At 67.8% G+C, this 19,272-nt stretch carries 18 protein-coding genes; 11 read left to right on the top strand and 7 right to left on the bottom strand.

Features of this window, described 5'->3' with window-relative positions; all coding sequences use genetic code 11:
- Positions 1-63 precede the first annotated feature (63 nt).
- Positions 64-1,155 (bottom strand): tartrate dehydrogenase, encoded by a 1,092-nt coding sequence (locus RT97_RS02970; RefSeq protein ID WP_042577300.1) that lies wholly within the window; start codon positions 1,153-1,155, stop codon positions 64-66.
- Positions 1,156-1,279: 124 nt separating this feature from the next.
- Between RT97_RS02970 and RT97_RS02965 the strand changes: the two genes are divergently transcribed.
- From RT97_RS02965 to RT97_RS02955, 3 genes are all read left to right on the top strand, one after another.
- Positions 1,280-2,200 (top strand): LysR family transcriptional regulator, encoded by a 921-nt coding sequence (locus RT97_RS02965; protein WP_042577299.1) that lies wholly within the window; start codon positions 1,280-1,282, stop codon positions 2,198-2,200.
- A gap of 86 nt (positions 2,201-2,286) precedes the next feature.
- Positions 2,287-3,354 (top strand): M4 family metallopeptidase, encoded by a 1,068-nt coding sequence (locus tag RT97_RS02960; RefSeq protein ID WP_042577298.1) that lies wholly within the window; start codon positions 2,287-2,289, stop codon positions 3,352-3,354.
- A complete protein-coding gene (locus RT97_RS02955; protein WP_042577297.1) occupies positions 3,351-3,686 on the top strand; it encodes a protealysin inhibitor emfourin in 336 nt (111 codons plus the stop codon). The genes RT97_RS02960 and RT97_RS02955 overlap by 4 nt, the downstream gene beginning before the upstream one ends.
- 15 nt (positions 3,687-3,701) lie before the next feature.
- Here the strand turns inward: RT97_RS02955 and RT97_RS02950 are convergent, their stop codons facing one another.
- Positions 3,702-5,030 (bottom strand): Nramp family divalent metal transporter, encoded by a 1,329-nt coding sequence (locus tag RT97_RS02950; protein WP_042577522.1) that lies wholly within the window; start codon positions 5,028-5,030, stop codon positions 3,702-3,704.
- Between the two features lie 115 nt (positions 5,031-5,145).
- On the opposite strand from RT97_RS02950, the gene RT97_RS02945 reads away from it, so the two are divergent.
- The 3 genes from RT97_RS02945 (at position 5,146) to RT97_RS02935 (ending at position 6,767) form a co-directional block, all read left to right on the top strand.
- Positions 5,146-5,454, top strand: coding sequence for a putative quinol monooxygenase (locus RT97_RS02945; protein ID WP_042577296.1), 309 nt, complete (start codon positions 5,146-5,148; stop codon positions 5,452-5,454).
- 92 nt (positions 5,455-5,546) lie between these two features.
- Entirely contained in the window at positions 5,547-6,152 is a 606-nt protein-coding gene (locus tag RT97_RS02940) for a hypothetical protein (protein WP_042577295.1), read from the top strand.
- A 15-nt stretch (positions 6,153-6,167) separates the two neighbouring features.
- Positions 6,168-6,767, top strand: a complete 600-nt coding sequence (locus tag RT97_RS02935; protein ID WP_080898152.1) for a hypothetical protein — start codon at positions 6,168-6,170, stop codon at positions 6,765-6,767.
- A 76-nt stretch (positions 6,768-6,843) separates the two neighbouring features.
- Here RT97_RS02935 and gap read toward each other — a convergent pair whose 3' ends face one another.
- Positions 6,844-7,845, bottom strand: a complete 1,002-nt coding sequence (gene gap, locus RT97_RS02930) for a type I glyceraldehyde-3-phosphate dehydrogenase (protein WP_042577294.1) — start codon at positions 7,843-7,845, stop codon at positions 6,844-6,846.
- 132 nt (positions 7,846-7,977) lie between these two features.
- On the bottom strand, positions 7,978-10,080 hold the full coding sequence (locus RT97_RS02925; protein ID WP_042577293.1) for a transketolase family protein: 2,103 nt from the start codon (positions 10,078-10,080) through the stop codon (positions 7,978-7,980).
- Between the two features lie 146 nt (positions 10,081-10,226).
- On the opposite strand from RT97_RS02925, the gene RT97_RS02920 reads away from it, so the two are divergent.
- From RT97_RS02920 to RT97_RS02905, 4 genes are all read left to right on the top strand, one after another.
- Positions 10,227-10,607 carry an S-adenosylmethionine decarboxylase family protein gene (locus tag RT97_RS02920; RefSeq protein WP_042577292.1) on the top strand — a complete coding sequence of 127 codons (381 nt, stop codon included), beginning with the start codon at positions 10,227-10,229 and terminating at the stop codon, positions 10,605-10,607.
- A gap of 146 nt (positions 10,608-10,753) precedes the next feature.
- The gene (locus tag RT97_RS02915) at positions 10,754-11,491 is read left to right on the top strand and encodes a nucleotidyltransferase family protein (RefSeq protein WP_042577520.1); all 738 of its coding nucleotides are present in this window, start codon (positions 10,754-10,756) and stop codon (positions 11,489-11,491) included.
- Positions 11,488-12,432, top strand: coding sequence for a hypothetical protein (locus RT97_RS02910; RefSeq protein ID WP_042577291.1), 945 nt, complete (start codon positions 11,488-11,490; stop codon positions 12,430-12,432). The genes RT97_RS02915 and RT97_RS02910 overlap by 4 nt, the downstream gene beginning before the upstream one ends.
- 6 nt (positions 12,433-12,438) lie before the next feature.
- Positions 12,439-13,842 carry an aminopeptidase P N-terminal domain-containing protein gene (locus tag RT97_RS02905; protein ID WP_042577290.1) on the top strand — a complete coding sequence of 468 codons (1,404 nt, stop codon included), beginning with the start codon at positions 12,439-12,441 and terminating at the stop codon, positions 13,840-13,842.
- 117 nt (positions 13,843-13,959) lie between these two features.
- Here the strand turns inward: RT97_RS02905 and RT97_RS02900 are convergent, their stop codons facing one another.
- Positions 13,960-14,331, bottom strand: coding sequence for a winged helix-turn-helix transcriptional regulator (locus tag RT97_RS02900; RefSeq protein WP_042577289.1), 372 nt, complete (start codon positions 14,329-14,331; stop codon positions 13,960-13,962).
- A gap of 154 nt (positions 14,332-14,485) precedes the next feature.
- On the opposite strand from RT97_RS02900, the gene RT97_RS02895 reads away from it, so the two are divergent.
- Positions 14,486-15,409, top strand: coding sequence for a quinone oxidoreductase family protein (locus tag RT97_RS02895; RefSeq protein ID WP_216595155.1), 924 nt, complete (start codon positions 14,486-14,488; stop codon positions 15,407-15,409).
- A gap of 15 nt (positions 15,410-15,424) precedes the next feature.
- Here RT97_RS02895 and RT97_RS02890 read toward each other — a convergent pair whose 3' ends face one another.
- Complete coding sequence (locus RT97_RS02890; protein WP_437184086.1) at positions 15,425-16,750, bottom strand: esterase-like activity of phytase family protein; 1,326 nt, start codon at positions 16,748-16,750, stop codon at positions 15,425-15,427.
- 109 nt (positions 16,751-16,859) lie between these two features.
- Complete coding sequence (pbpC, locus tag RT97_RS02885; RefSeq protein WP_042577286.1) at positions 16,860-19,235, bottom strand: penicillin-binding protein 1C; 2,376 nt, start codon at positions 19,233-19,235, stop codon at positions 16,860-16,862.
- Between the last annotated feature and the right edge of the window lie 37 nt (positions 19,236-19,272).

Raw genomic sequence — 19,272 nt, 5'->3', positions numbered from 1 at the left:
TGTCTCCGGCTCGTTGTGGTGGTGACCGCGCGCATCGAGGCGCGCTGTGGCCGCTGAAGGAAATCAGGCCGCGAGGCGCTGCCGCGTGCCCGCGATGTGTTCGCACACGGCGCGCGTCACCTGCTCGGTGGTGGCGCTGCCGCCGAGGTCGCGCGTGTGCAGCGACGGGTTGGCGGTCACGTGCTCGACCGCCTCCATCACCCGGCGCGCGGCCTCCGTTTCGCCGAGGTGCTCGAGCAGCATCACGACCGACCAGAAGGTGCCCACCGGGTTGGCAAGCCCCTTGCCCATGATGTCGAAGGCCGAGCCGTGGATGGGCTCGAACATCGATGGGTAGCGGCGCTCCGGATCGATGTTGCCGGTGGGCGCAATGCCCAGGCTCCCGGCGAGCGCCGCCGCCAGGTCGCTCAGGATGTCGGCGTGCAGGTTGGTCGCGACGATGGTGTCGAGCGAAGCGGGCCGGTTGACCATGCGCGCGGTGCAGGCGTCGACCAGTTCCTTGTCCCAGGTCACGTCGGGGAACTCCTTCGAGATCTGCAGCGCGATCTCGTCCCACATCACCATCGCGTGGCGCTGCGCATTGCTCTTGGTGACCACGGTGAGCAGCTTGCGCGGCCGCGAACGGGCCAGCTTGAAGGCGAACCGCATGATGCGTTCGACGCCTGCGCGGGTCATCATGCTCACGTCGGTCGCGGCCTCGATCGGATGGCCCTGGTGCACGCGGCCGCCGACGCCGGCGTACTCGCCCTCGGAGTTCTCGCGCACGATCACCCAGTCGAGCTGCCCCGGTGCGCAGCGCTTGAGCGGACCGTCGATGCCCGGCAGGATGCGCGTCGGCCGCACGTTGGCGTACTGGTCGAAGCCCTGGCAGATCTTCAGGCGCAGGCCCCAGAGCGTGATGTGGTCGGGGATGTGCGGGTCGCCCGCAGAGCCGAAGAGGATGGCGTCCTTTCCGCGCAGGGCCTCGAGGCCCTCGGCCGGCATCATCTCGCCGTGCGCGCGGTACCAGTCGCCGCCCCAGCCGAAGTCTTCGAACGTGAAGCTCAGCGCGCCGCCGGAGGCTGCGGCCAGCGCCTGCATCACTTCGCGCCCGGCCGGGATCACTTCCTTGCCGATGCCGTCGCCGGGAATGGTGGCAATGCTGTAGCTGCTCATCGTCGTACGTCCTTCATGGAATGCTTCCGGGTTCTGGAAGGTGCCACTGTAGGATTCGATGCGCCGAACGATTCACACCCGAAGTGAATCCATCGTTAACCTCAATTCAACAATCGGATCGCCCATGGTTTCTCCGATCCAGCCGGCCGAACTCGGCTTCTTTTCCACGCTTGCGGCCTGCGGCAGCCTGAGCGCCGCGGCGCGCGAACTCGGCATCAGCACCCCGGCCGTGAGCAAGCGGCTCGCGCAGATGGAGGCGCGCATCGGCGTCACGCTGGTGAACCGCACCACGCGGCGCATGAGCCTCACGCCCGAGGGCGAGCTCTATGTGGAACATGCGCGCGGCATCCTCGGCGCGATCGACGACATGGCGCAACTGCTCGGCGAGGCGAAGGCCGAGCCGCGCGGCCTCTTGCGCGTGAACGCCACGCTGGGCTTCGGCCGCAGCCACGTGGCGCCGCTGATCTCGAAGTTCGCGCGCAAGCATCCGGAGGTGGAGGTGCAGCTGCAGCTTTCGGTCAACCCACCGCCGCTCACCGACGATGCCTTCGACGTCTGCATCCGCTTCGGCGCGCCGCCCGAATCGCGCGTGATCGCGCGGCGCATCGCGTCGAACCGGCGCCTGCTGTGCGCCTCGCCCGCCTACCTTGCGCGCGCCGGCCAGCCCAAGGTGCCCAACGACCTCGCGCGCCACCGCTGCATCGGCATCCGCCAGGGCGACGAGGCCTACGGCGTGTGGCGCCTGAGCTCGGGCCGCGGCGCCGCGCAGCACACCGAGGCCATCAAGACGCGCGGGGCGCTCAGCACCAACGACGGCGAGATCGCGGTCAACTGGGCGCTCGACGGACACGGCATCCTGATGCGCGCCGAGTGGGACATCGCGCGGTACCTGCGCAGCGGCCGCCTGGTGCAGGTGCTGGCCAACTACCGCACGCCCGATGCCGACATCTACGCGGTGTACCCCCAACGTCATCAGCTGTCGGCGCGCGTGAGAGCTTTCGTTGACTTCATCGCGGCGGCGCTGGAGGCAGGCAGCATCCGGTGACATCTGCGAAGGGGCTTCGGCGACCCGGATCTGCGGCTTTCTGCTACCGTATTTTTCATCGCCGACAGCTCACCGGAGAACCGCCCATGCCGCTTCGCCCGCCACCGATCCTGCCGCCCGGCTTCGTACCGCCGTACCTGCTGGACCGGCTCGCGGCGCACGCCGATGCGCCGGTCAGTGCGCGCGCGGCCAACACGCTGATGATCGATCGCGAGCACCGCGGGCTGCGCGAATTGCTCGCGCCCAAGGTGTCGTCGAGCCCCGCGCCGCAGTATGCGAAGCGCAATTCGCCCGAACGCAAGATCCACGACGCGGGCAACGCCACCCAACTGCCCGGCAAGCTGGTCCGCTCCGAGGGCCAGCCCGCGAGCAAGGACGTGGCGGTCGACGAGGCCTACGACGCCCTGGGCGCCACCTGGCGCCTGTACCACGACATCTACGCGCGTGACTCCATCGACGCCGCGGGCATGCCGCTCACGGGCAGCGTGCACTACGGCAACGACTACGACAACGCCTTCTGGAACGGCACGCAGATGGTGTTCGGCGATGGCGACGGCGAGGTGTTCAACCGCTTCACCATCGCCGTGGACATCATCGGCCACGAGCTGACGCACGGCGTGATCGACCACGAATCCGGCCTGGTCTACCAGGGCCAGTCGGGCGCGCTCAACGAATCGATCTGCGACGTGTTCGGCGCGCTCGTCAAGCAGCACGTGCTCCAGCAGACCGCGCAGCAGGCCGACTGGCTGGTGGGCGCGGGGCTCTTCAAGGAAACGGTGAAGGCGCGCGCCCTGCGCTCGATGGCCGAGCCGGGCACCGCCTACGACGACCCGGTGCTCGGAAAAGACCCGCAGCCCGCGCACATGAAAGACATCGTCGTCACGCGGCAGGACAATGGCGGCGTGCACATCAATTCCGGCATCCCGAACCGCGCCTTCCATCTCGCCGCGACCGCCATCGAAGGACCGGCGTGGGAGACGGCCGGGCGCATCTGGTACGACACCGTGTGCGACCGCCGGTTGAAGCAGGACGCCGATTTCGCCGCCTTCGCCGAACTGACCGTGAGCGCCGCCGCAAAGCGATTCGGCGCCGGCGGCGCGGCGCACAAGGCGGTCATCGCCGCATGGAACACCGTGGGAGTCACCGCATCATGATCCACCTGCCGCCCCTGAACGACGCCACCATCGTGCGCGTGACGCGCGAAGGCGGCATCGCCTACCTGCCGGGCCTCGCACGGCCGCGCAGCTTTCAATTGGGCGACTGCACCGAGGAGCTGCGCCGGCAGATCGACGATGCGTTGCAAAGCGCCGCGCCGCACGCCGAGGAAAGCAGCGCGGCATCGCCGGGCGGCGACCAGCGCATCTACCGCGTGGAGGTGGTGATGGAGAACACGGCCGCCGCGAGCTCGGTCAGCTTCGACGTGCCCGAGACCGACGCGCCTGCGGCGCTAGTGCATCTCTGGAAGGATGCGGGCAAGCGGCGCTGAGCTTGCGCTTCGGCCTCAGCCCTTGCCGAGGATCACCGAGCCGATCAGCCACACGTTGGCCGCGCTGATCACGCCGAACAGGCCCCAGGCCAGCAGCTTGACCACGGCGCCGTTGGCAAAGCCGCCCATCATCTCGCGGCTGCTCGTGAAGCGGATCAACGGCCACATCGCGAACGGCAGCTGGAAGCTCAGCACCACCTGGCTGAGCACCAGCATCTTGCCCACGCCGCCATCGCCGAACCACCAGACGCCGAGGAACGCCGGCCCCAGCGCGAGCGCGCGCGTGATGAGGCGCCGCTGCCAGCACGGGATCTTCAGGTCGAGAAACCCTTCCATGATGATCTGGCCCGCGATGGTGCCGGTGAAGGTCGAGCTCTGGCCTGATGCGAGCAGTGCGATGCCGAACAGCGTGGCCGCGAACGCGCTGCCCACGATGGGCTCGATGAGCCGGTAGGCATCGTCGATCTCGGTCACGTCCTGGTGGCCGGTGGCATGGAAGGCGCTGGCCGCGAGCACCATGATGGCCGCGTTGACCAGCAGCGCGAGCGACAGCGACACCACCGCGTCGAGCGTGCAGAAGCGCACCGCCTCGCGCCGCGCCGCATCGGTGTCGGCGATGAGCCGGGTCTGCACGATGGACGAATGCAGGTACAGGTTGTGCGGCATCACGGTGGCACCGACCACGCCGATGGCGAGGTACAGCGCGCCGGGCTGCTGCAGCCGCTCGAAACTCGGCGCAAAGCCCATCGCCACGCCCAACCAGTTGGGCTGCGACATCGCAAGCTCGACGATGAAGCAGCCCGCGATGGTGCCCACCAGCCCGAGCACGATGGCCTCCACGCGCCGGAAGCCCGCGCCCTGCAGGCCCAGCACGAGCAGCGTGTCGAAGGCCGTGATGGCGATGCCCACCGGAATCGACACGCCGAACAGCAGGTGCAATGCGAGCGCGCTGCCCAGCACCTCGGCCAGGTCGCAGGCCACGATGGCCAGCTCGGCGCCGAGCCAGAGGAGGCGGTTCACCCGCGGCGAATAGTGCTCGCGGCAGGCGCGCGCGAGGTCCTTCTGGGCGACAAGCCCCAGCCGCACGCACAGCGTCTGCAGGAGCATCGCCGCCAGGCTCGCGAGCAGCACCACGAAGAGCAGGCCGTAGCCGAAGCGCGAGCCCGCCTCGATGTCGGTCGCCCAGTTGCCCGGGTCCATGTAGCCCACGGAAACCAGCAGGCCCGGGCCCGCGTAGCGCATCAGCTTCTTGCCGAAGGGCAGGTCCTGCGGGACCGCGACGCTGCCCTTGACTTCGGAAGGGCAGAAAGGCGCAGTGGCCGTGCGGGGGAGCGGGAAGAACATGCGCGCGATGATAGGGTGGCGCATCGGGTCTCGCACGGGACCTATACCAAGGTAGCGGATCTTTTAGATTCGACGTTCCCACCCCATCACGTCAAACACACAGGAGTTCATTCCAATGATTCACGTAGTTGCTGTCATCAACGCCAAGCCCGGCCAGCGCGCCAAGCTGCTCGAAGCCTTCGCGGCCAACCGCGCGGCCGTGCTGGCCGAAGAGGGTTGCATCGAATACGGCGCGACGATCGACGCACAGGGCGTTCCCCCCTCGAAGGCCAGCTTCGGGGCCGACAGCTTCGTCGTGATCGAGAAGTGGGAAACGCTGGCCCACCTCCAGGCCCATGCCGTCGCGCCGCACATGAAGGCCCATGGCGAGAAGACCAAGGAACTGGTCGAAAGCAAGCTGATCCACGTGCTCGAACCGGTCTGAGGTTCTTCCCTTAACGGCCTTCGCGCGCGGCGCGAGGCGTGCTACCTTCGCGACCGGGAGCAGAAGACATCTCGGACGAGGGGACCCAAGACATGGCGATCTTCACCAGGCCGCATGGTTTGCGCTGGCACGCTTTCGCCGCAAGGCTCGGCGCATCGGCCGCCGTGCTGCTCGCGGCCGGTTGCGCACAACTCGGCGCACCGCCCTATGCCGCCGACTACGAGGCGCTCGACCGCTTCGAGGCCAACAACCCCGGCAAGGTGGCGGTCGCGAAGGTGCAGCCCACCGATCCCAACGACAAAATCAACACCCTGAGCCTGCGCCGTGCCAGGCTGGTGTCGCCCAGCGGCACCTTCGCGCAGTACCTCGAGGACGCGCTGATGCGCGACCTGAGCGAGATCGCGGTCTACGACCCGAAGGCGCCGACGCGCATCGCAGCGCGCATCGTCGTCAACGAACTCGACCTGGGCGTGGTCAACGGCACCGGCCGCATGGACGTGGAGGTCACCGTCACGCGCGATGCGGCGCAGAAGCTGCGCAAGACCTACCGCGGCGAGATCGCCTTCGATTCGAGCTACGCGAACATCGTGGCCGTGCCCGCCGGGCAGGCCGCGTACCCGAGGCTGGTGCGCGCACTGCTGCGGCAGGTGTATGCAGATCCGCAATTCGTCGCGGCCATTGCGTCGTCTGCACCATAAGACCGGAGAAGCACCATGACGTCTCTGCTTTCTTCTCCGATGCGCCGGTTCGCTGCCGCGCTGGCAACTGCCGCCTTGCTGGCCGGCTGCTCCCATCCGATCACGATGATCACGGAGACGGCACCGCCGCGGTCCGTCGCCCATCTCATTCCGAAGAAGGTCGCCTACGTGATGACCGATGCGCAGCGCGACCTTCAGGTGACGACCGCCGGCGGCAGCGGCGACCGGGTGAGCTATTACCCATACCGCGACCTGGAGAAGTCCATTCGCGACGCGCTGCGCGGCGTCTATCGCAACGTGATCGTCTTGCGTACCGCCAATGACGCAAAGGCCAACGAGGCAGCGGGCGTGTCGCTGGTGTTCACGCCGCAGATCAAGACCGATTCGAGTTCGTCGTCATGGATCACCTGGCCGCCCACCGCGTTCACGGCCGAGGTGTCGTGCGTGGTGACGGACACGGCGGGCGCCGAGGTCACGCGTGTGCGCGCCGTCGGCAACGGCACGGCGGAGTTCGGGGAGTTCAACGGCGACTACGGCCTGGCCGCGCGGCGCGCGGCCAGGCAGATGACATCGCAGCTGAGCAGCGAGATCCGCAGGAACGAGAAGCTGCAGTGAGCAGGCCGTCGCCGGGCCGGCGAGCCCCATGAAAAAACGCGCCCGTGGGCGCGTTTTTCACTGAAGCCGCGAAGCCTTACTTCGACACGACCTTCACCATCTCCAGGCACTTGTTCGAGTAGCCCCATTCGTTGTCGTACCAGCTCACGAGCTTCACGAAGGTGCCGTCCAGCGCGATGCCGGCTTCGGCGTCGAAGATCGACGTGCGCGGGTCGCCGCGGAAGTCGGTGGCCACCACCTTGTCTTCCGTGTAGCCCAGCACGCCCTTCAGGGCGCCTTCGCTCTGCGCCTTCATTTCGGCGCAGATTTCCTTGTACGAGGCTTCCTTCTCGAGCTCGACCACGAGGTCGACCACCGACACGTCGGAGGTCGGCACGCGGAAGCTCATGCCCGTGAGCTTCTTGTTGAGCTCGGGGATCACCACGCCCACGGCCTTTGCAGCGCCGGTGCTCGAGGGAATGATGTTTTCCAGGATGCCGCGGCCGCCGCGCCAGTCCTTGTTGCTCGGGCCGTCCACGGTCTTCTGCGTGGCGGTGGCGGCGTGCACGGTGGTCATGAGACCGCGCTTGATCCCCCACTTGTCGTGCAGCACCTTGGCCAGCGGGGCCAGGCAGTTGGTGGTGCAGCTGGCGTTGCTGATGATGGCTTCGCCGGCGTACTTCTTGTCGTTCACGCCGTAGACGAACATGGGGGTGTCGTCCTTGGACGGTGCCGACAGGATCACCTTCTTGGCGCCCGCGTCGATGTGCTTCTGCGCCGTTTCCTTGGTGAGGAAGAGGCCGGTCGATTCGAGCACGATGTCGGCGCCGACCTCGTTCCACTTCAGCTGCGACGGGTCGCGCTCCTGGGTCAGGCGGATCTTCTTGCCGTTGACGATCAGCGTGTTGCCTTCGACCGTGACTTCGCCCTTGAAGCGGCCATGCACCGAGTCGTACTGGAGCATGTAGGCGAGGTAGTCGGGCTCGAGCAAGTCGTTGATGGCAACGATCTCGATGTCGTTCTTGAAGTTCTGCACCGCTGCGCGCAGCACGTTGCGACCGATGCGGCCGAAGCCGTTGATACCGAGTTTGATAGCCATCTGACTTGCTCCTAAGGTTGAAAAACTAAGAATCCGAGAACACCGCGGAACCGGCTTTGCCGGGCCGCTGGTGTTGCCCCCTGCAAGGGGGTTGGCGCAGCGACACGAAGTGCGCGAAGACTGGGGGTTAGCCTATTTCTGCAGCGCCGCTTCCACGGTGGCAGCGACGTTTTCCGCCGTGAACCCGAAATGCTTGAACAGCTCCGGCGCCGGTGCCGATTCGCCGTACGTGTCGATGCCGACGACAGCTGCGCAGCCGTACTTCCACCAGCCGCCGGTGCAGCCCATCTCGACGGCGATGCGCGGGATCTTCTTGGGCAGCACGGCCTTCTTGTAGGCGAGGTCCTGGCGGTCGAAGGTGGTGGTCGAGGGCATCGACACCACGCGCACGGCGATCTTCTTGTCGGCCAGCAGCTTCTGGGCAGCCAGCGCGAGCGGCACTTCCGAGCCGGTGGCGATGATGACGGCGGCCGTCTTCTTGCTCTTGAGGCCCACGGTCTCGGGCTCCGAGAGGATGTAGGCACCGCGGCTGATGTCGCCCAGTTCCTTCTTTGGCGCATAGGCGATGTTCTGGCGGCTCAAGAGCAGCGCGGTCGGGCGCGCCTGGTTCTGCAGCGCCACGGCCCAGGCCACGGCGGTCTCGGCCGTGTCGCCCGGACGCCAGACGTCCAGGTTCGGGATCAGGCGCAGCGATGCGGCGTGCTCGATCGACTGGTGCGTCGGGCCGTCTTCGCCCAGGCCGATGGAGTCGTGCGTGAACACGTGGATCACGCGGCGCTTCATGAGCGCGGCCATGCGGATGGCGTTGCGGCTGTAGTCGCTGAAGGTGAGGAAGGTGCCGCCGTAGGGGATGTAGCCGCCATGCAGCGCCACGCCGTTCATGATGGCCGCCATGCCGAACTCGCGCACGCCGTAGTTGATGTGGCGGCCGATGGTGCCGTGCGGCACTTCGGCGGGGGCTTCGGGCTTGGCCTCGTCTTCGGCGCCCTGCTTGGCTTCGACCGCGGGCACGTTCATCACCACGGCACCGGTCTTCGCATCGAAGCGCAGCGCGGCGGTGCTCTTGGTGTTGGTGAGGTTCGAGCCGGTCAGGTCGGCGCTGCCGCCGAGCATTTCGGGCAGCGCCGCCGTGAAGGCTTCCAGCGCGAGCTGGCTGGCCTTGCGGCTGGCGACGGTCTCGCCCTTGGTGTGGGCGGCGACCACGGTATCGAAGGCGACCTGGTGGAAGTTCTTGGGCAGCTCGCCCTTCATGCGGCGGGTGAACTCGGCGGCCAGGTCGGGGAAGGCCACGGCATAGGCGGCGAACTTTTCGTTCCAGGCGGCTTCGGTCTTGGCGCCGGCGTCCTTGTGGTCCCAGTCGGCATACACCTCGGCCGGGATCTCGAAGGGCGCGTAGTGCCAGTCGATCGCATCGCGGGTGAGCTTGATTTCCTCGGCGCCGAGCGCCTCGCCGTGCGCCTTGGAGGTGCCGGCGCGGTTCGGGCTGCCCTTGCCGATGACGGTCTTGCAGTTGATGAGCGTGGGCTTGTCGGTCGATTGCTTGGCCTTGGCGATGGCCTTGGACACGGCCTTGGCGTCGTTGCCGTCGATCGGGCCGATCACGTGCCAGCCATAGGCGTGGAAGCGTTCGGCGACGTTGTCGATGTACCAGGGCTTCACCTGGCCGTCGATGCTGATGCCGTTGTCGTCGTACAGCGCGATCAGCTTGTTCAGGTGCCAGGCGCCGGCCAGGGCGCAGGCTTCGTGGCTGATGCCTTCCATCATGCAGCCGTCGCCCAGGAAGGCGTAGGTGTGGTGGTCGACGATGTCGTGGCTCTTGCGATTGAACTCGGCGGCGAGCAGCTTTTCGGCGAGCGCGAAGCCCACGGCGTTGGTGATGCCCTGGCCCAGCGGGCCGGTGGTGGTTTCCACGCCGGGAGTCACGTCGATCTCGGGATGGCCGGCGGTCTTGCTGTGCAGCTGGCGGAAGTTCTTGAGTTCGCCGATCGGAAGGTCGTAGCCCGTGAGGTGCAGCACCGAATACAGCAGCATCGAGGCGTGGCCGTTCGAGAGCACGAAGCGGTCGCGGTCGAACCAGTGCGGGTTGGCCGGGTTGTAGCGCAGGTGATCGCCCCAGAGTGCGACGGCCATGTCGGCCATGCCCATCGGTGCACCGGGATGTCCGGAATTTGCTTGTTGGACGGCATCCATAGCCAGAGCGCGGATTGCGTTGGCCATCAGGGCGTGGTTTGCCATGTGCGGTGGACTTTCGGTGGGAAAAGGAAAGGGTTGGGGTCGGGAGAACCCGCGATTTTACCGGGCGAGCCCCGGACGGCCCCGATACGGCCTGAACACCCTTCCGATGTTCCTGTGCACCGGCCCGGCTGCTAGAGTTGCCACCCATGCACGGGCTGCACCTCACCGCCGATCTCCACGACTGCCAATGCGGCCTCCAATGGCTCACCGACGGGCCTGCCCTGGGGGCGGTCTGCATCAAGGCGGTGACGGCCGCGGGGCTGCAGGCGGTGGGCAAGATCGTCCACTCCTTCCCGGCCACCGCGCAGGGACCGGGCGGCGTGACGGCCACGGTGCTGCTGGCCGAATCGCACCTGTGCATCCACACCTGGCCCGAGCAGCGCGGCGTGACGCTGGACGTGTACGTCTGCAATTTCGGCGGCGACCATTCGGCCAAGGCGCATGCGCTGATGGAATGCCTGGTGTCGCTGTTCCAGCCGCTCCACAGCGAACGCAACGAGCTGCAGCGCGGCCGCATCGCAGCGTAAATGAAGCTCGCCCCCAGGCTCCGCGCACTTCGTGTCGCTTCTCCTACCCCCTACCGGGGGCAACACCTGAGGCCCGGCAAAGCCGGTTCCTCGGTGTTTCACGAAAAGGCCGATCCGTGAACATGGCCTCGACTTCCGTGCGGGCGATGATCCTGGCCGCCGGGCGCGGCGAGCGCATGCGCCCGCTGACCGACGCCACGCCCAAGCCGCTGCTCGAAGTGCGCCGCAAGCCGCTGATGCAGTGGCCAATGGAAGCATTGGCCGACGGCGGGTTCACCGAACTGGTGGTCAACACGGACTGGCTGGGCGCGCAGATTTCCTCGCGGTTCGGCGCGAACCCCTTGCTGGACGGGCACAGCGCGCTATCGATTTCATACTCCGACGAGGGCCGCGACTTCGGCGGCGCGCTGGAGACGGCCGGCGGCATCGTGCGCGCATTGCCTTTGCTTGGCGAGGTGTTCTGGGTCGCGGCCGGCGACGTCTTCGCGCCCGACTTCCGCTTCGCGCAGGCCGCGGTCGACCGCTTCCTGGCCAGCGGCAAGCTCGCGCACCTGTGGCTGGTGCCGAACCCGGCGCACAACCTCAAGGGCGATTTCGGACTGTCCGCCGAAGGGCTGGCGCTCGACACGGCCGCCGAGAAGCACACCTTCTCGACCATCGGCCTGTACCGCGCTGCGCTCTTCGCCCCGCCGTACTGCAATGTCCCGTCCGGCAACCCGGGCGGCGTCAAGGCCCCGCTGGCGCCGATCCTGCGGGCCGCGATGAACGACGCACGCGTGAGCGCCGAGCTCTACACCGGCCCGTGGACCGACGTGGGCACGCCGGAACGCCTGCAGCAACTCAATGCCGCCGCTCCGCCGGCACCGACCGCCCCGCCCGCATGACACTCGCCCCGCTCCCCGACGCCTTGCGTGCGCTGCCGCAGCGCGTTCACGACCTGGCCCTGGAAACGGCCGCCGAACGCAACGACGGTGCGCCCGAAGACCCGCTGACCGTGCCGCTCTACCAGAGCGACTTCACACGCGTGAGCCTTGCGCCCATGCGCCAGGGCTGGCATGTCGAGTACTTCGGCGAGACCTGGGGCGAGGCTTTCGACGAAACGCTCGCCTGCCTCGGCCGGCAGGAGGTGGCCGACTGCATCACTTCGCTGTCGTTCAGCGGCATCGACAGCGGCGCGAACGGCACGCGCGAATGGACCTTCACGCCGCTGCTCGAAAGCCAGGTGACCTTTCCGCGCCTGCGCTCGCTGTTCATCAAGCCGACGCAGCCGGAGGACCACAACCAATCGCTCGTATGCACGCGCGACGCCATCCTGGAGGAAGGCGGCGACATCGCACGCTGGGTTCGCAAGACGCCGCACCTGAGCGAGCTCACGGTACCCAACGCGCCGAATGCGGCGTTCTTCGAGGTGCCGCTGCCGCAGTTGAGCAGCCTGTGCATCGGCGCGCAGTTCGATACGCAGGCGTTCATCCGCAACCTTGCCGCGGCGGCGAATGTGCCGGGCCTGAAGCTGCTGGACTTCTCGGAGTCGATGGAGCAGCAGATGACGTGGCCGGCAGAGCGCCAGCCGGGGGGCATCACCGCCTTCGAAGACTATGAAGCCCTGCTCCAGGGCTCCCTGGGCGCGCAGTTGCGCGTGCTGATCCTGCGCAATACCTGCCTGGACCTGGCGCAACTGCAGCACCTGCAGGCCCTGCGTAGCGGGCTCCAATTCATGGTCATCCAGTCAACGATCGGCGGCTACGTCAGCCACTTCGCGCAGGATGTGTTCCCATGGCGCCACCTGGTCCCCGCAGACCCCGGACTGGCACCGTTTCGAAAGTGAAGACCCATGCCCACTGATACCGCGAACGACACCAAGATCTACGCCGAGCGCCGCGCGCGCCTCGCCTCGCACCTCGGCAAGGACGGCATCGCCATCATCCCGACCGCCCCCGAGCGCCCGCGCAACCGCGACACCGACTACCTGTACCGGCACGACAGCTATTTCTATTACCTGACCGGCTTCACCGAGCCCAACGCCTGGCTGGTGCTCGCCGGCGACGGCCGCGCCACGCTGTTCTGCGCGCCGAAGGACCTGGAGCGCGAGATCTGGGACGGCTACCGCCTCGGCCCCGAGGCCGCCCCCGCGGCGCTCGGCGTCGACGAGGCCTTCTCGGCCGCCGACCTCGACGCGAAGCTGCCCAAGCTGCTGGAGAACCGCTCGACCGTGTGGTTTCCGTTCGCCATCCACAAGGGGCTGGAGACCCGCATCGACGGCTGGCTGCAGTCGGTGCGCGCGCGCGTGCGCTACGGCGCGCTGTGCCCCGAGGAGCAGCGCGACCTGTGCGGCCCGCTCGACGAGATGCGCCTCGTGAAGGACGCGCACGAGCAGGACATCATGCGGCGCGCCGCGCAGATCAGCGCCCGCGCCCACGTGCGCGCGATGCAGCTGTCGTCGCGCATGCTGCGCGAAGGCAAGGACGTGCGCGAATACCACCTGGACGCCGAGCTGCTGCACGAGTTCCGCTTCGGCGGCTCGCAGTACCCGGCGTATTACTCCATCGTCGCGGCCGGCGCCAACGCCTGCGTGCTGCACTACCGCGCCGACGCCGCGCCGTTGCGCTCGGGCGAGCTGGTGCTGATCGATGCGGGCTGCGAGCTCGACGGCTACGCGAGCGACATCACCCGCACCTTCCCGGCCGACGGCAAGTTCACCGGCCCGCAGCGCGCGCTGTACGACCTGGTGCTCGCGAGCCAGGACGCATCGGCCGCCGCCACCAAGGCCGGCAACCGCTTCACCGACCCGCACGACGCCGCGGTGCGGGTGCTCGCGCAGGGCATGCTTGACTTCGGCCTGCTGGACGCCAACAAGGTCGGCAGCGTCGACGACGTGATCGACTCGCGCGCCTACTTCCAGTTCTACATGCACCGCACCGGCCACTGGCTCGGCATGGACGTTCACGACTGCGGCAGCTACGTGGAGCCCACGCAGGTGGGCGAGGTGAGCGAGCGGAAAGATCCGCTCTCCAACGAAGTCATCAAGAACCGCCCGAGCCGCATCCTGCAGCCCGGCATGGTGCTCACGCTGGAACCCGGCATCTACGTGCGGCCCGCCGACGGCGTGCCCGAGCAGTTCCACAACATCGGCATCCGCATCGAGGACGACGCGATCATCACGGCCAACGGCTGCGAACTCATTTCGCGCGGCGTGCCGGTGAAGGCGGACGAGATCGAGGCGCTGATGCGAGCCTGACGGCACGAGGCGGCCGCTTTCGAAGTCGCCGGCCGCGTCCTCGGATGCCACCCTGGTGCCCGCGGCCGGGCGTCGCGGTGATCGGCGGGCGCGGCACCCTCGGCCGCCATCCCAGCCTCAGCCGAACGCGCTTTCCTCGCATTCGCCCATGCGCTCGAGCTCGTTCGCTTCCGCCGCGTGGCGCTGGCCCCATTCGCACAGCGCGCGCAGCAAGGGCTTGAGGCTGCGGCCCAGCGCCGTGACCGAGTATTCGACGCGCGGAGGCATCTCCGGGAAGATCTCGCGCGCCACCAGCCCGTGCTCCTCGAGCTCGCGCAGCTGCTGGATCAGCACCTTCTGGCTCGTGTCGGGGAGCTTGCGCTTGAGCTCCGAGAGCCGGCGCGGCCCGGCAAACAAGTGATAAAGAATGATCGCCTTCCAGCGCCCCGAAAGCACCTTGAGTGCGCGCTCGGCAGGCAGCGTGGGAAGTTGCTTGATGGCCTCCGCCATGGTGACCTCCTGGTGGGTATGGCACGTCGTTGTGGGTATGAACAGCGCGGAGGGTACGGCAATATTTCGCATCGATTCTTTGTGATGCGAAGTGCCAATGAAAGCCGTACAGCTAAGGCGGACCGGAGCTCCCGACGTGCTCGAAACCGTGGACATGCCCACCCCCGTTCCCGCCGCGGGCGAAGTGCTGGTGCGCGTGCGCGCGGCCGGCGTCAATTTCTTCGAGACGCTGGTTCGCCAAGGCCGCTATGCGGAAGCGCCGGAATTGCCCATGGTGCCGGGCGTCGAGGTGGCGGGCGTTGTCGAAGCGCTGGGCGACGGTGTCGACCCGGCGTTGCTTGGTGCGCGCGTGGCCGTTCCGCTGTTCGCGGCGGGGCGCGGGTCGGGCGGCTATGCAGCCTATGTGGCGGTCGACAGCGCCTATGCATTCCCCATCCCCGACGGCCTCTCCTTCGAGGACGCCGTGGCGCTGCTGGTGCAGGGGCTGACCGCGCTGTTCCTGATTCGCCGCAGTCCGCCCAAGGGCAAAACGGTGCTGGTCACGGCGGCGGGCGGCGGTGTCGGCACGCTGCTCGTGCAGCTCGCCAGGCGCGCCGGTGCGACGCGTGTCGTTGCGGCCGCGGGAAGTGATGAAAAACTGGCGCTCGCGCGCAAGTTGGGCGCCGACCTCGCGGTCGACTACACCCAGCCGGACTGGCTCCATCGACTCACACGGCTGAACGAAAGCCGTAGCGTAGACACGGTCTACGAAACCGTGGGCGGCGCTTTGACATGTGCGGCGCTCGAAGCGCTCGCGCCGCAAGGCGAACTGGTCTTCGGCGCCGTCGGCCGCTTCGATCTGGACAAGCCGCAGCTCGAAGCGATGCTGCTCAGGAACCAGTCGCTCAAGGGTTTCGCGCTGCTTCCCTTGCTCACGCCCGCGGAACTCGCGAGCGGCCTGTCGGAACTCTTCGCGCTGGCATCGACGGGCGAGCTCACCGTGGTGCACGGCGGCCGCTACCCTCTCGACGAAGCGGCGCAGGCGCACCACGCATTGGAAAGCCGGCGCACCTCCGGCAAGGTCGTGCTGGTGCCCTGAGCCTCGGCGTTATTTTTACTTCGCCTGCAGCAACGCGCCCGCTTCGAGCAGCACCAGTTCGTTGTCGTCCGCCTTGTTCGGCTCGCGGCTGCTCGAGAACGGCAGGTTGTTGTCATTGCCGACCACGATGTGCGTAGCGTCGATCACGTCGACGTTCTCGATGGTGAAGAAAGGGAACTTCAGCACGCCGTCGTTCAGCGGCTTGCGCGCGAGCTTGTCCGGGTCGGCGATGCTGAGCAGGTCGATGTAGCCGATCTTGCGAACCGCGCCGCCCACGTTCGCGTCGCTCAGCTCGACCTTGTAGACGCGCTTGAACTTCGCGATGTCGTGGAAGCAGTCGGTGCGCTTCTGGCCTTCGGGGCAGGCCTTGTCGCTCGTGCCTTCGCCGTTGTCGCGCTCGATGACGAGGCCCGTGGTGCCGTCGATCATGTTGAAGTCGCCGATGGCGTTGCCGTTGGCTTCGAGCGGGTACTTCCAGTGGCGGCCCGTCCATTTTTCAGACGCCACGTCGAACTCCAGCACGCGCAGGGCTTCCTTGCCGTCGAGCTTCTCGTAGTCCTTCGCCTCGGCGTTCCACACCGGGCCTTCGAGCAGCGCGTAGAGCTTGCTGCCGTCCTTGGAGGAGGCCATGCCTTCGAAGCCCTTGGAGCGCTTGATCTGGAAATCGACCGCACCGCCGGGCGAGCCCGGCGTCGTCACTGCCGGATGATCGGGCGAGCGCACGGCCTTGCCATCGACCTGCGTGTCGAACACCGCGAGCACCTTGCCCTTCAGGTCGGCCTTGATGAGGAAGGGGCCGAACTCCTCGCCGATCCACAGCGCGCCGCCGGCGAACTGGAAGCTCTCGGGGTCGAAGTCCGAGCCTGTCAGGTAGCGCTGCTTGGTGCCCTCGTGGACGATCCGGAACGGCACCTTCTTGTCGGGGTCGTGCAGGAAGATCGTGTTCAGGCGATTGAACTTGCCGCTCTTGAAGTCCACCTTGTAGTGGTTCAGGTAGAGCATGAAGTCGGGCGAGTTGGCCTTGGCGCCGGCGCCGTTGTCGGTGAGGATCCAGAACGAGCCGTCGTCCATCTTCTTGATGCCCGAGTGCCCCTGCAGCGGCTGGCCCTTGAAGGGCACCGACACGCCGGTGCCGCGGCCGCCAGATAGCCCTTCGATGGTGCCCGGTGCCTCGACGCGCTTGCCCGAGGTGAACTTGCCGCTCGCCTGCAGGTCTGCCGGCGCGTCCTTGGGCGCGGCGACGAAGCTCTGCGCGGGCAGCACGGCGTGGCCGGCGAGCGTGGCGGGAAAGGCGGTCTGCGCGGCCGCGCTGCCGCAAGCGAGCGCGGTGGCGAGGGCCATGAAGGAGAGAGAGGAGAGGGAGGCAAGACGCGTCATGGCAGGAGAAGGGTTTCAGTCGAAACGCGAGACCATGCCGATGGCGCGTGACGGCGCCGTGACATCCCCGGGCTCAAGGCGCGATGTCGACCGTCACTTCGCGCGACTCGGCGCGGCCCTGGTCGTCGACCGCGCGCAGCACGTAGCGCCGGCCCGAGTCGGCCATGTCCGGCATCCAGGTGATGCCTTCGCCGGGCGCCACCTTGCCGATCAGTGCGTCGTCGGCGAACCAGTAGATCGTCTGCGTGCCCGCCGCCGCTTCGGCGCGCAGCACGAGCGGCTCGGGCTTCTTCACGCGCAGTGTGTGCCGCACGCCGCGCAACGGGGAGGTGATGAGCGGCGCCGTCTCGGAGGCCTCGCCCTTCTCGCACCCGTCGGTCGGCAGGCTCGCACGCGGCAGGCCCGCCTGGCGGAACAGCCGCCGCATGTCGCTGCCCCATTGCTCGACCACCTGCTGGCGCGCGTTGGGCTGCGGCCCGCACACCACCTTGCCGGTCGTCTCGTCGACCCACACGGCGCGATGCAGGTTGCTCACCTGGATCGGCGACTTGCCGGCGATGAACCAGGTCGTGGTGCGCACAGGGCACAGCGCATCGGGCAGGCCGCCTGTCGCGGTGCACACCTCGACCTGCCGGAGATCTGCCGGCTGCCGCGTCGCGATCTCGCCGGGGTCCAGCCGCTCGGCACGCAGCGCGTCGACCATGCGCAGGAAGAGCGGCGCCGCCGCATCGACGCCCACCAGCGCCGGATTGCTCGTGCCGTCGAAGTTGCCGACCCACACCACGAGCACATGGCGGCCGAACACGCCTGCGGTCCATGCATCGCGAAAGCCCCACGACGTGCCCGTCTTCCATGCAATGGCCGGGCGCGCGGGCAGCGTGGTGTCGGGGCGCGGCGTGTGGCGCAGCATATCGAGCGTGATGAACGATGCCTCTTCGCTCAAAAGGCGCAGCGGCTGCGTGGGCCGCTCGTCGGGCGCGGTCTGCGTGTAGCGAATCGGCTGCGCGATGCCGCCGTTCGCGAGCGTTGCGTAAAGGCCCGCGAGCTCCTCGGGCGTGACCTCGCCGCCGCCCAGCACCAGCGCGAGGCCGTAGTGCGATTCGCTCTGCAGCTTCTGCACGCCCGCAAGGCGCATGAAGTCGTAGAGCCCTGGCTTCGAGAGCTTCGCGGCGACGGCCACTGCCGGAATGTTGCGGCTGCGGATCAAAGCCTCCTGCGCGGGCAGCGGGCCGGCGAAGCGGTGGTCGAAGTTCTCTGGCGTGTAGGGACCGAACGATGTCGGCGCATCCTTGAGCATGGTCTTCGGATGCAGCAGCCCCTGGTCGAGCGCGAGCGCGTAGATGAAAGGCTTGAGCGTGGACCCCGGCGAGCGCTTGGCCTGCGTGCCGTTGACCTGCCCTGCGATCGCGTCGTTGTGCCAATCGGCCGAACCGATCAGCGCGCGCACCTGCATGGTCGAGGCGTCGAGCAGCAGCGCGCTCGCGTTGGTCATGCCCACGTCCGCGTGCGTGCGCAGGTATTGGCCCATCACGCGTTCGAGCGTGGCCTGCATGCGCAGGTCGATGGTGGTGCGCACTTCCTGCACGCCGCGCTCCTGTGCGAGCAGCATGTCGGTGGCGTGCGGTGCAAGAAAGGGGAGGCTCCCGCGCGACTGCGCGGAGAGCGCGAGCTGCGCATCGGGCGCGTGCTGCTTCGCGGTGGGATCGCGCTCGGCCCACAGCGCCCACAAGCGCTCGCGCGCCGATTGCAGTTCCGCATTGCGCCCGCGCTCGGCGATGCGCTTGACAGGGTTCTGCGGAATCACCGCGAGCGTCAGCGCTTCGGGGAGGCTGAGCTTGGCGGCGTCCTTGCGGAAGTAGATGAGGCTCGCGGCCTGCACGCCTTCGATGTTGCCGCCGTAGGGGGCGGTGTTGAGGTAGGCCTCGAGGATCTCGCGCTTGCCGAAGCGCATCTCGAGCCAGAGCGCCGCGCCGATCTGCGCGATCTTGCCCAGGGCCGTACGGCTGTCGATGCCGTAGACGCGCCGCGCGAGCTGCATCGTGAGCGTCGAGCCGCCCTGCCTGCGCTCGCCGCTCGCGATGCGCCACGCGCTGCGCACCAGTGCCGCGGGATTGACGCCGGGATGTGCGTGGAAGCGCCGGTCTTCATAGAGCAGTACCGCATCGACCAGCGTGGGCGAGATGCGGTCGAGCGGGACCCAGAGGCGGTATTGCTCGTCGCTTGCGAGCGTGAGGCGCAGCAACTCGCCGCCTTGCGCGTACACGGCGCGCGAGCTGCCGACGGTTTCGCTGAGCGGGGCGTGCGGCCAGAAGCGCAGCACGGCGAGCAGCAGCGCGATCAACGCAAAAGCCACGAGCGTTCGCCGCGCGCGCCCCGTCTTGCTCCTTCTCCCGCTCGCGGGAGAGGGTTGGGGTGAGGGTGGAGGCAGCTGATCAGGCAGCGTGGTCATAGTGGCGCTGAACCCTCACCCTAAGCCCTCTCCCGCA

This window comes from Variovorax paradoxus, from assembly GCF_000834655.1.
Taxonomy (GTDB): Bacteria; Pseudomonadota; Gammaproteobacteria; order Burkholderiales; family Burkholderiaceae_C; genus Variovorax; species Variovorax paradoxus_F.
Note: the sequence above shows the minus strand (reverse complement) of the source record. Positions and strands in the feature narration are given on the sequence as shown.

Coding starts and splice junctions, on each gene's coding strand:
- RT97_RS02925 (WP_042577293.1), bottom strand. CDS start 10,080: ATGGCAAACCACGCCCTGATGGCCAACGCAATCCGCGCTCTGGCTATG.
- RT97_RS02900 (WP_042577289.1), bottom strand. CDS start 14,331: ATGGCGGAGGCCATCAAGCAACTTCCCACGCTGCCTGCCGAGCGCGCA.
- RT97_RS02940 (WP_042577295.1), top strand. CDS start 5,547: ATGGCGATCTTCACCAGGCCGCATGGTTTGCGCTGGCACGCTTTCGCC.
- RT97_RS02945 (WP_042577296.1), top strand. CDS start 5,146: ATGATTCACGTAGTTGCTGTCATCAACGCCAAGCCCGGCCAGCGCGCC.
- RT97_RS02895 (WP_216595155.1), top strand. CDS start 14,486: ATGCCCACCCCCGTTCCCGCCGCGGGCGAAGTGCTGGTGCGCGTGCGC.
- RT97_RS02960 (WP_042577298.1), top strand. CDS start 2,287: ATGCCGCTTCGCCCGCCACCGATCCTGCCGCCCGGCTTCGTACCGCCG.
- RT97_RS02965 (WP_042577299.1), top strand. CDS start 1,280: ATGGTTTCTCCGATCCAGCCGGCCGAACTCGGCTTCTTTTCCACGCTT.
- RT97_RS02920 (WP_042577292.1), top strand. CDS start 10,227: ATGCACGGGCTGCACCTCACCGCCGATCTCCACGACTGCCAATGCGGC.
- pbpC (WP_042577286.1), bottom strand. CDS start 19,235: ATGACCACGCTGCCTGATCAGCTGCCTCCACCCTCACCCCAACCCTCT.
- RT97_RS02910 (WP_042577291.1), top strand. CDS start 11,488: ATGACACTCGCCCCGCTCCCCGACGCCTTGCGTGCGCTGCCGCAGCGC.
- RT97_RS02950 (WP_042577522.1), bottom strand. CDS start 5,030: ATGTTCTTCCCGCTCCCCCGCACGGCCACTGCGCCTTTCTGCCCTTCC.
- gap (WP_042577294.1), bottom strand. CDS start 7,845: ATGGCTATCAAACTCGGTATCAACGGCTTCGGCCGCATCGGTCGCAAC.
- RT97_RS02935 (WP_080898152.1), top strand. CDS start 6,168: ATGACGTCTCTGCTTTCTTCTCCGATGCGCCGGTTCGCTGCCGCGCTG.
- RT97_RS02905 (WP_042577290.1), top strand. CDS start 12,439: ATGCCCACTGATACCGCGAACGACACCAAGATCTACGCCGAGCGCCGC.
- RT97_RS02970 (WP_042577300.1), bottom strand. CDS start 1,155: ATGAGCAGCTACAGCATTGCCACCATTCCCGGCGACGGCATCGGCAAG.
- RT97_RS02915 (WP_042577520.1), top strand. CDS start 10,754: ATGATCCTGGCCGCCGGGCGCGGCGAGCGCATGCGCCCGCTGACCGAC.
- RT97_RS02890 (WP_437184086.1), bottom strand. CDS start 16,750: ATGGCCCTCGCCACCGCGCTCGCTTGCGGCAGCGCGGCCGCGCAGACC.
- RT97_RS02955 (WP_042577297.1), top strand. CDS start 3,351: ATGATCCACCTGCCGCCCCTGAACGACGCCACCATCGTGCGCGTGACG.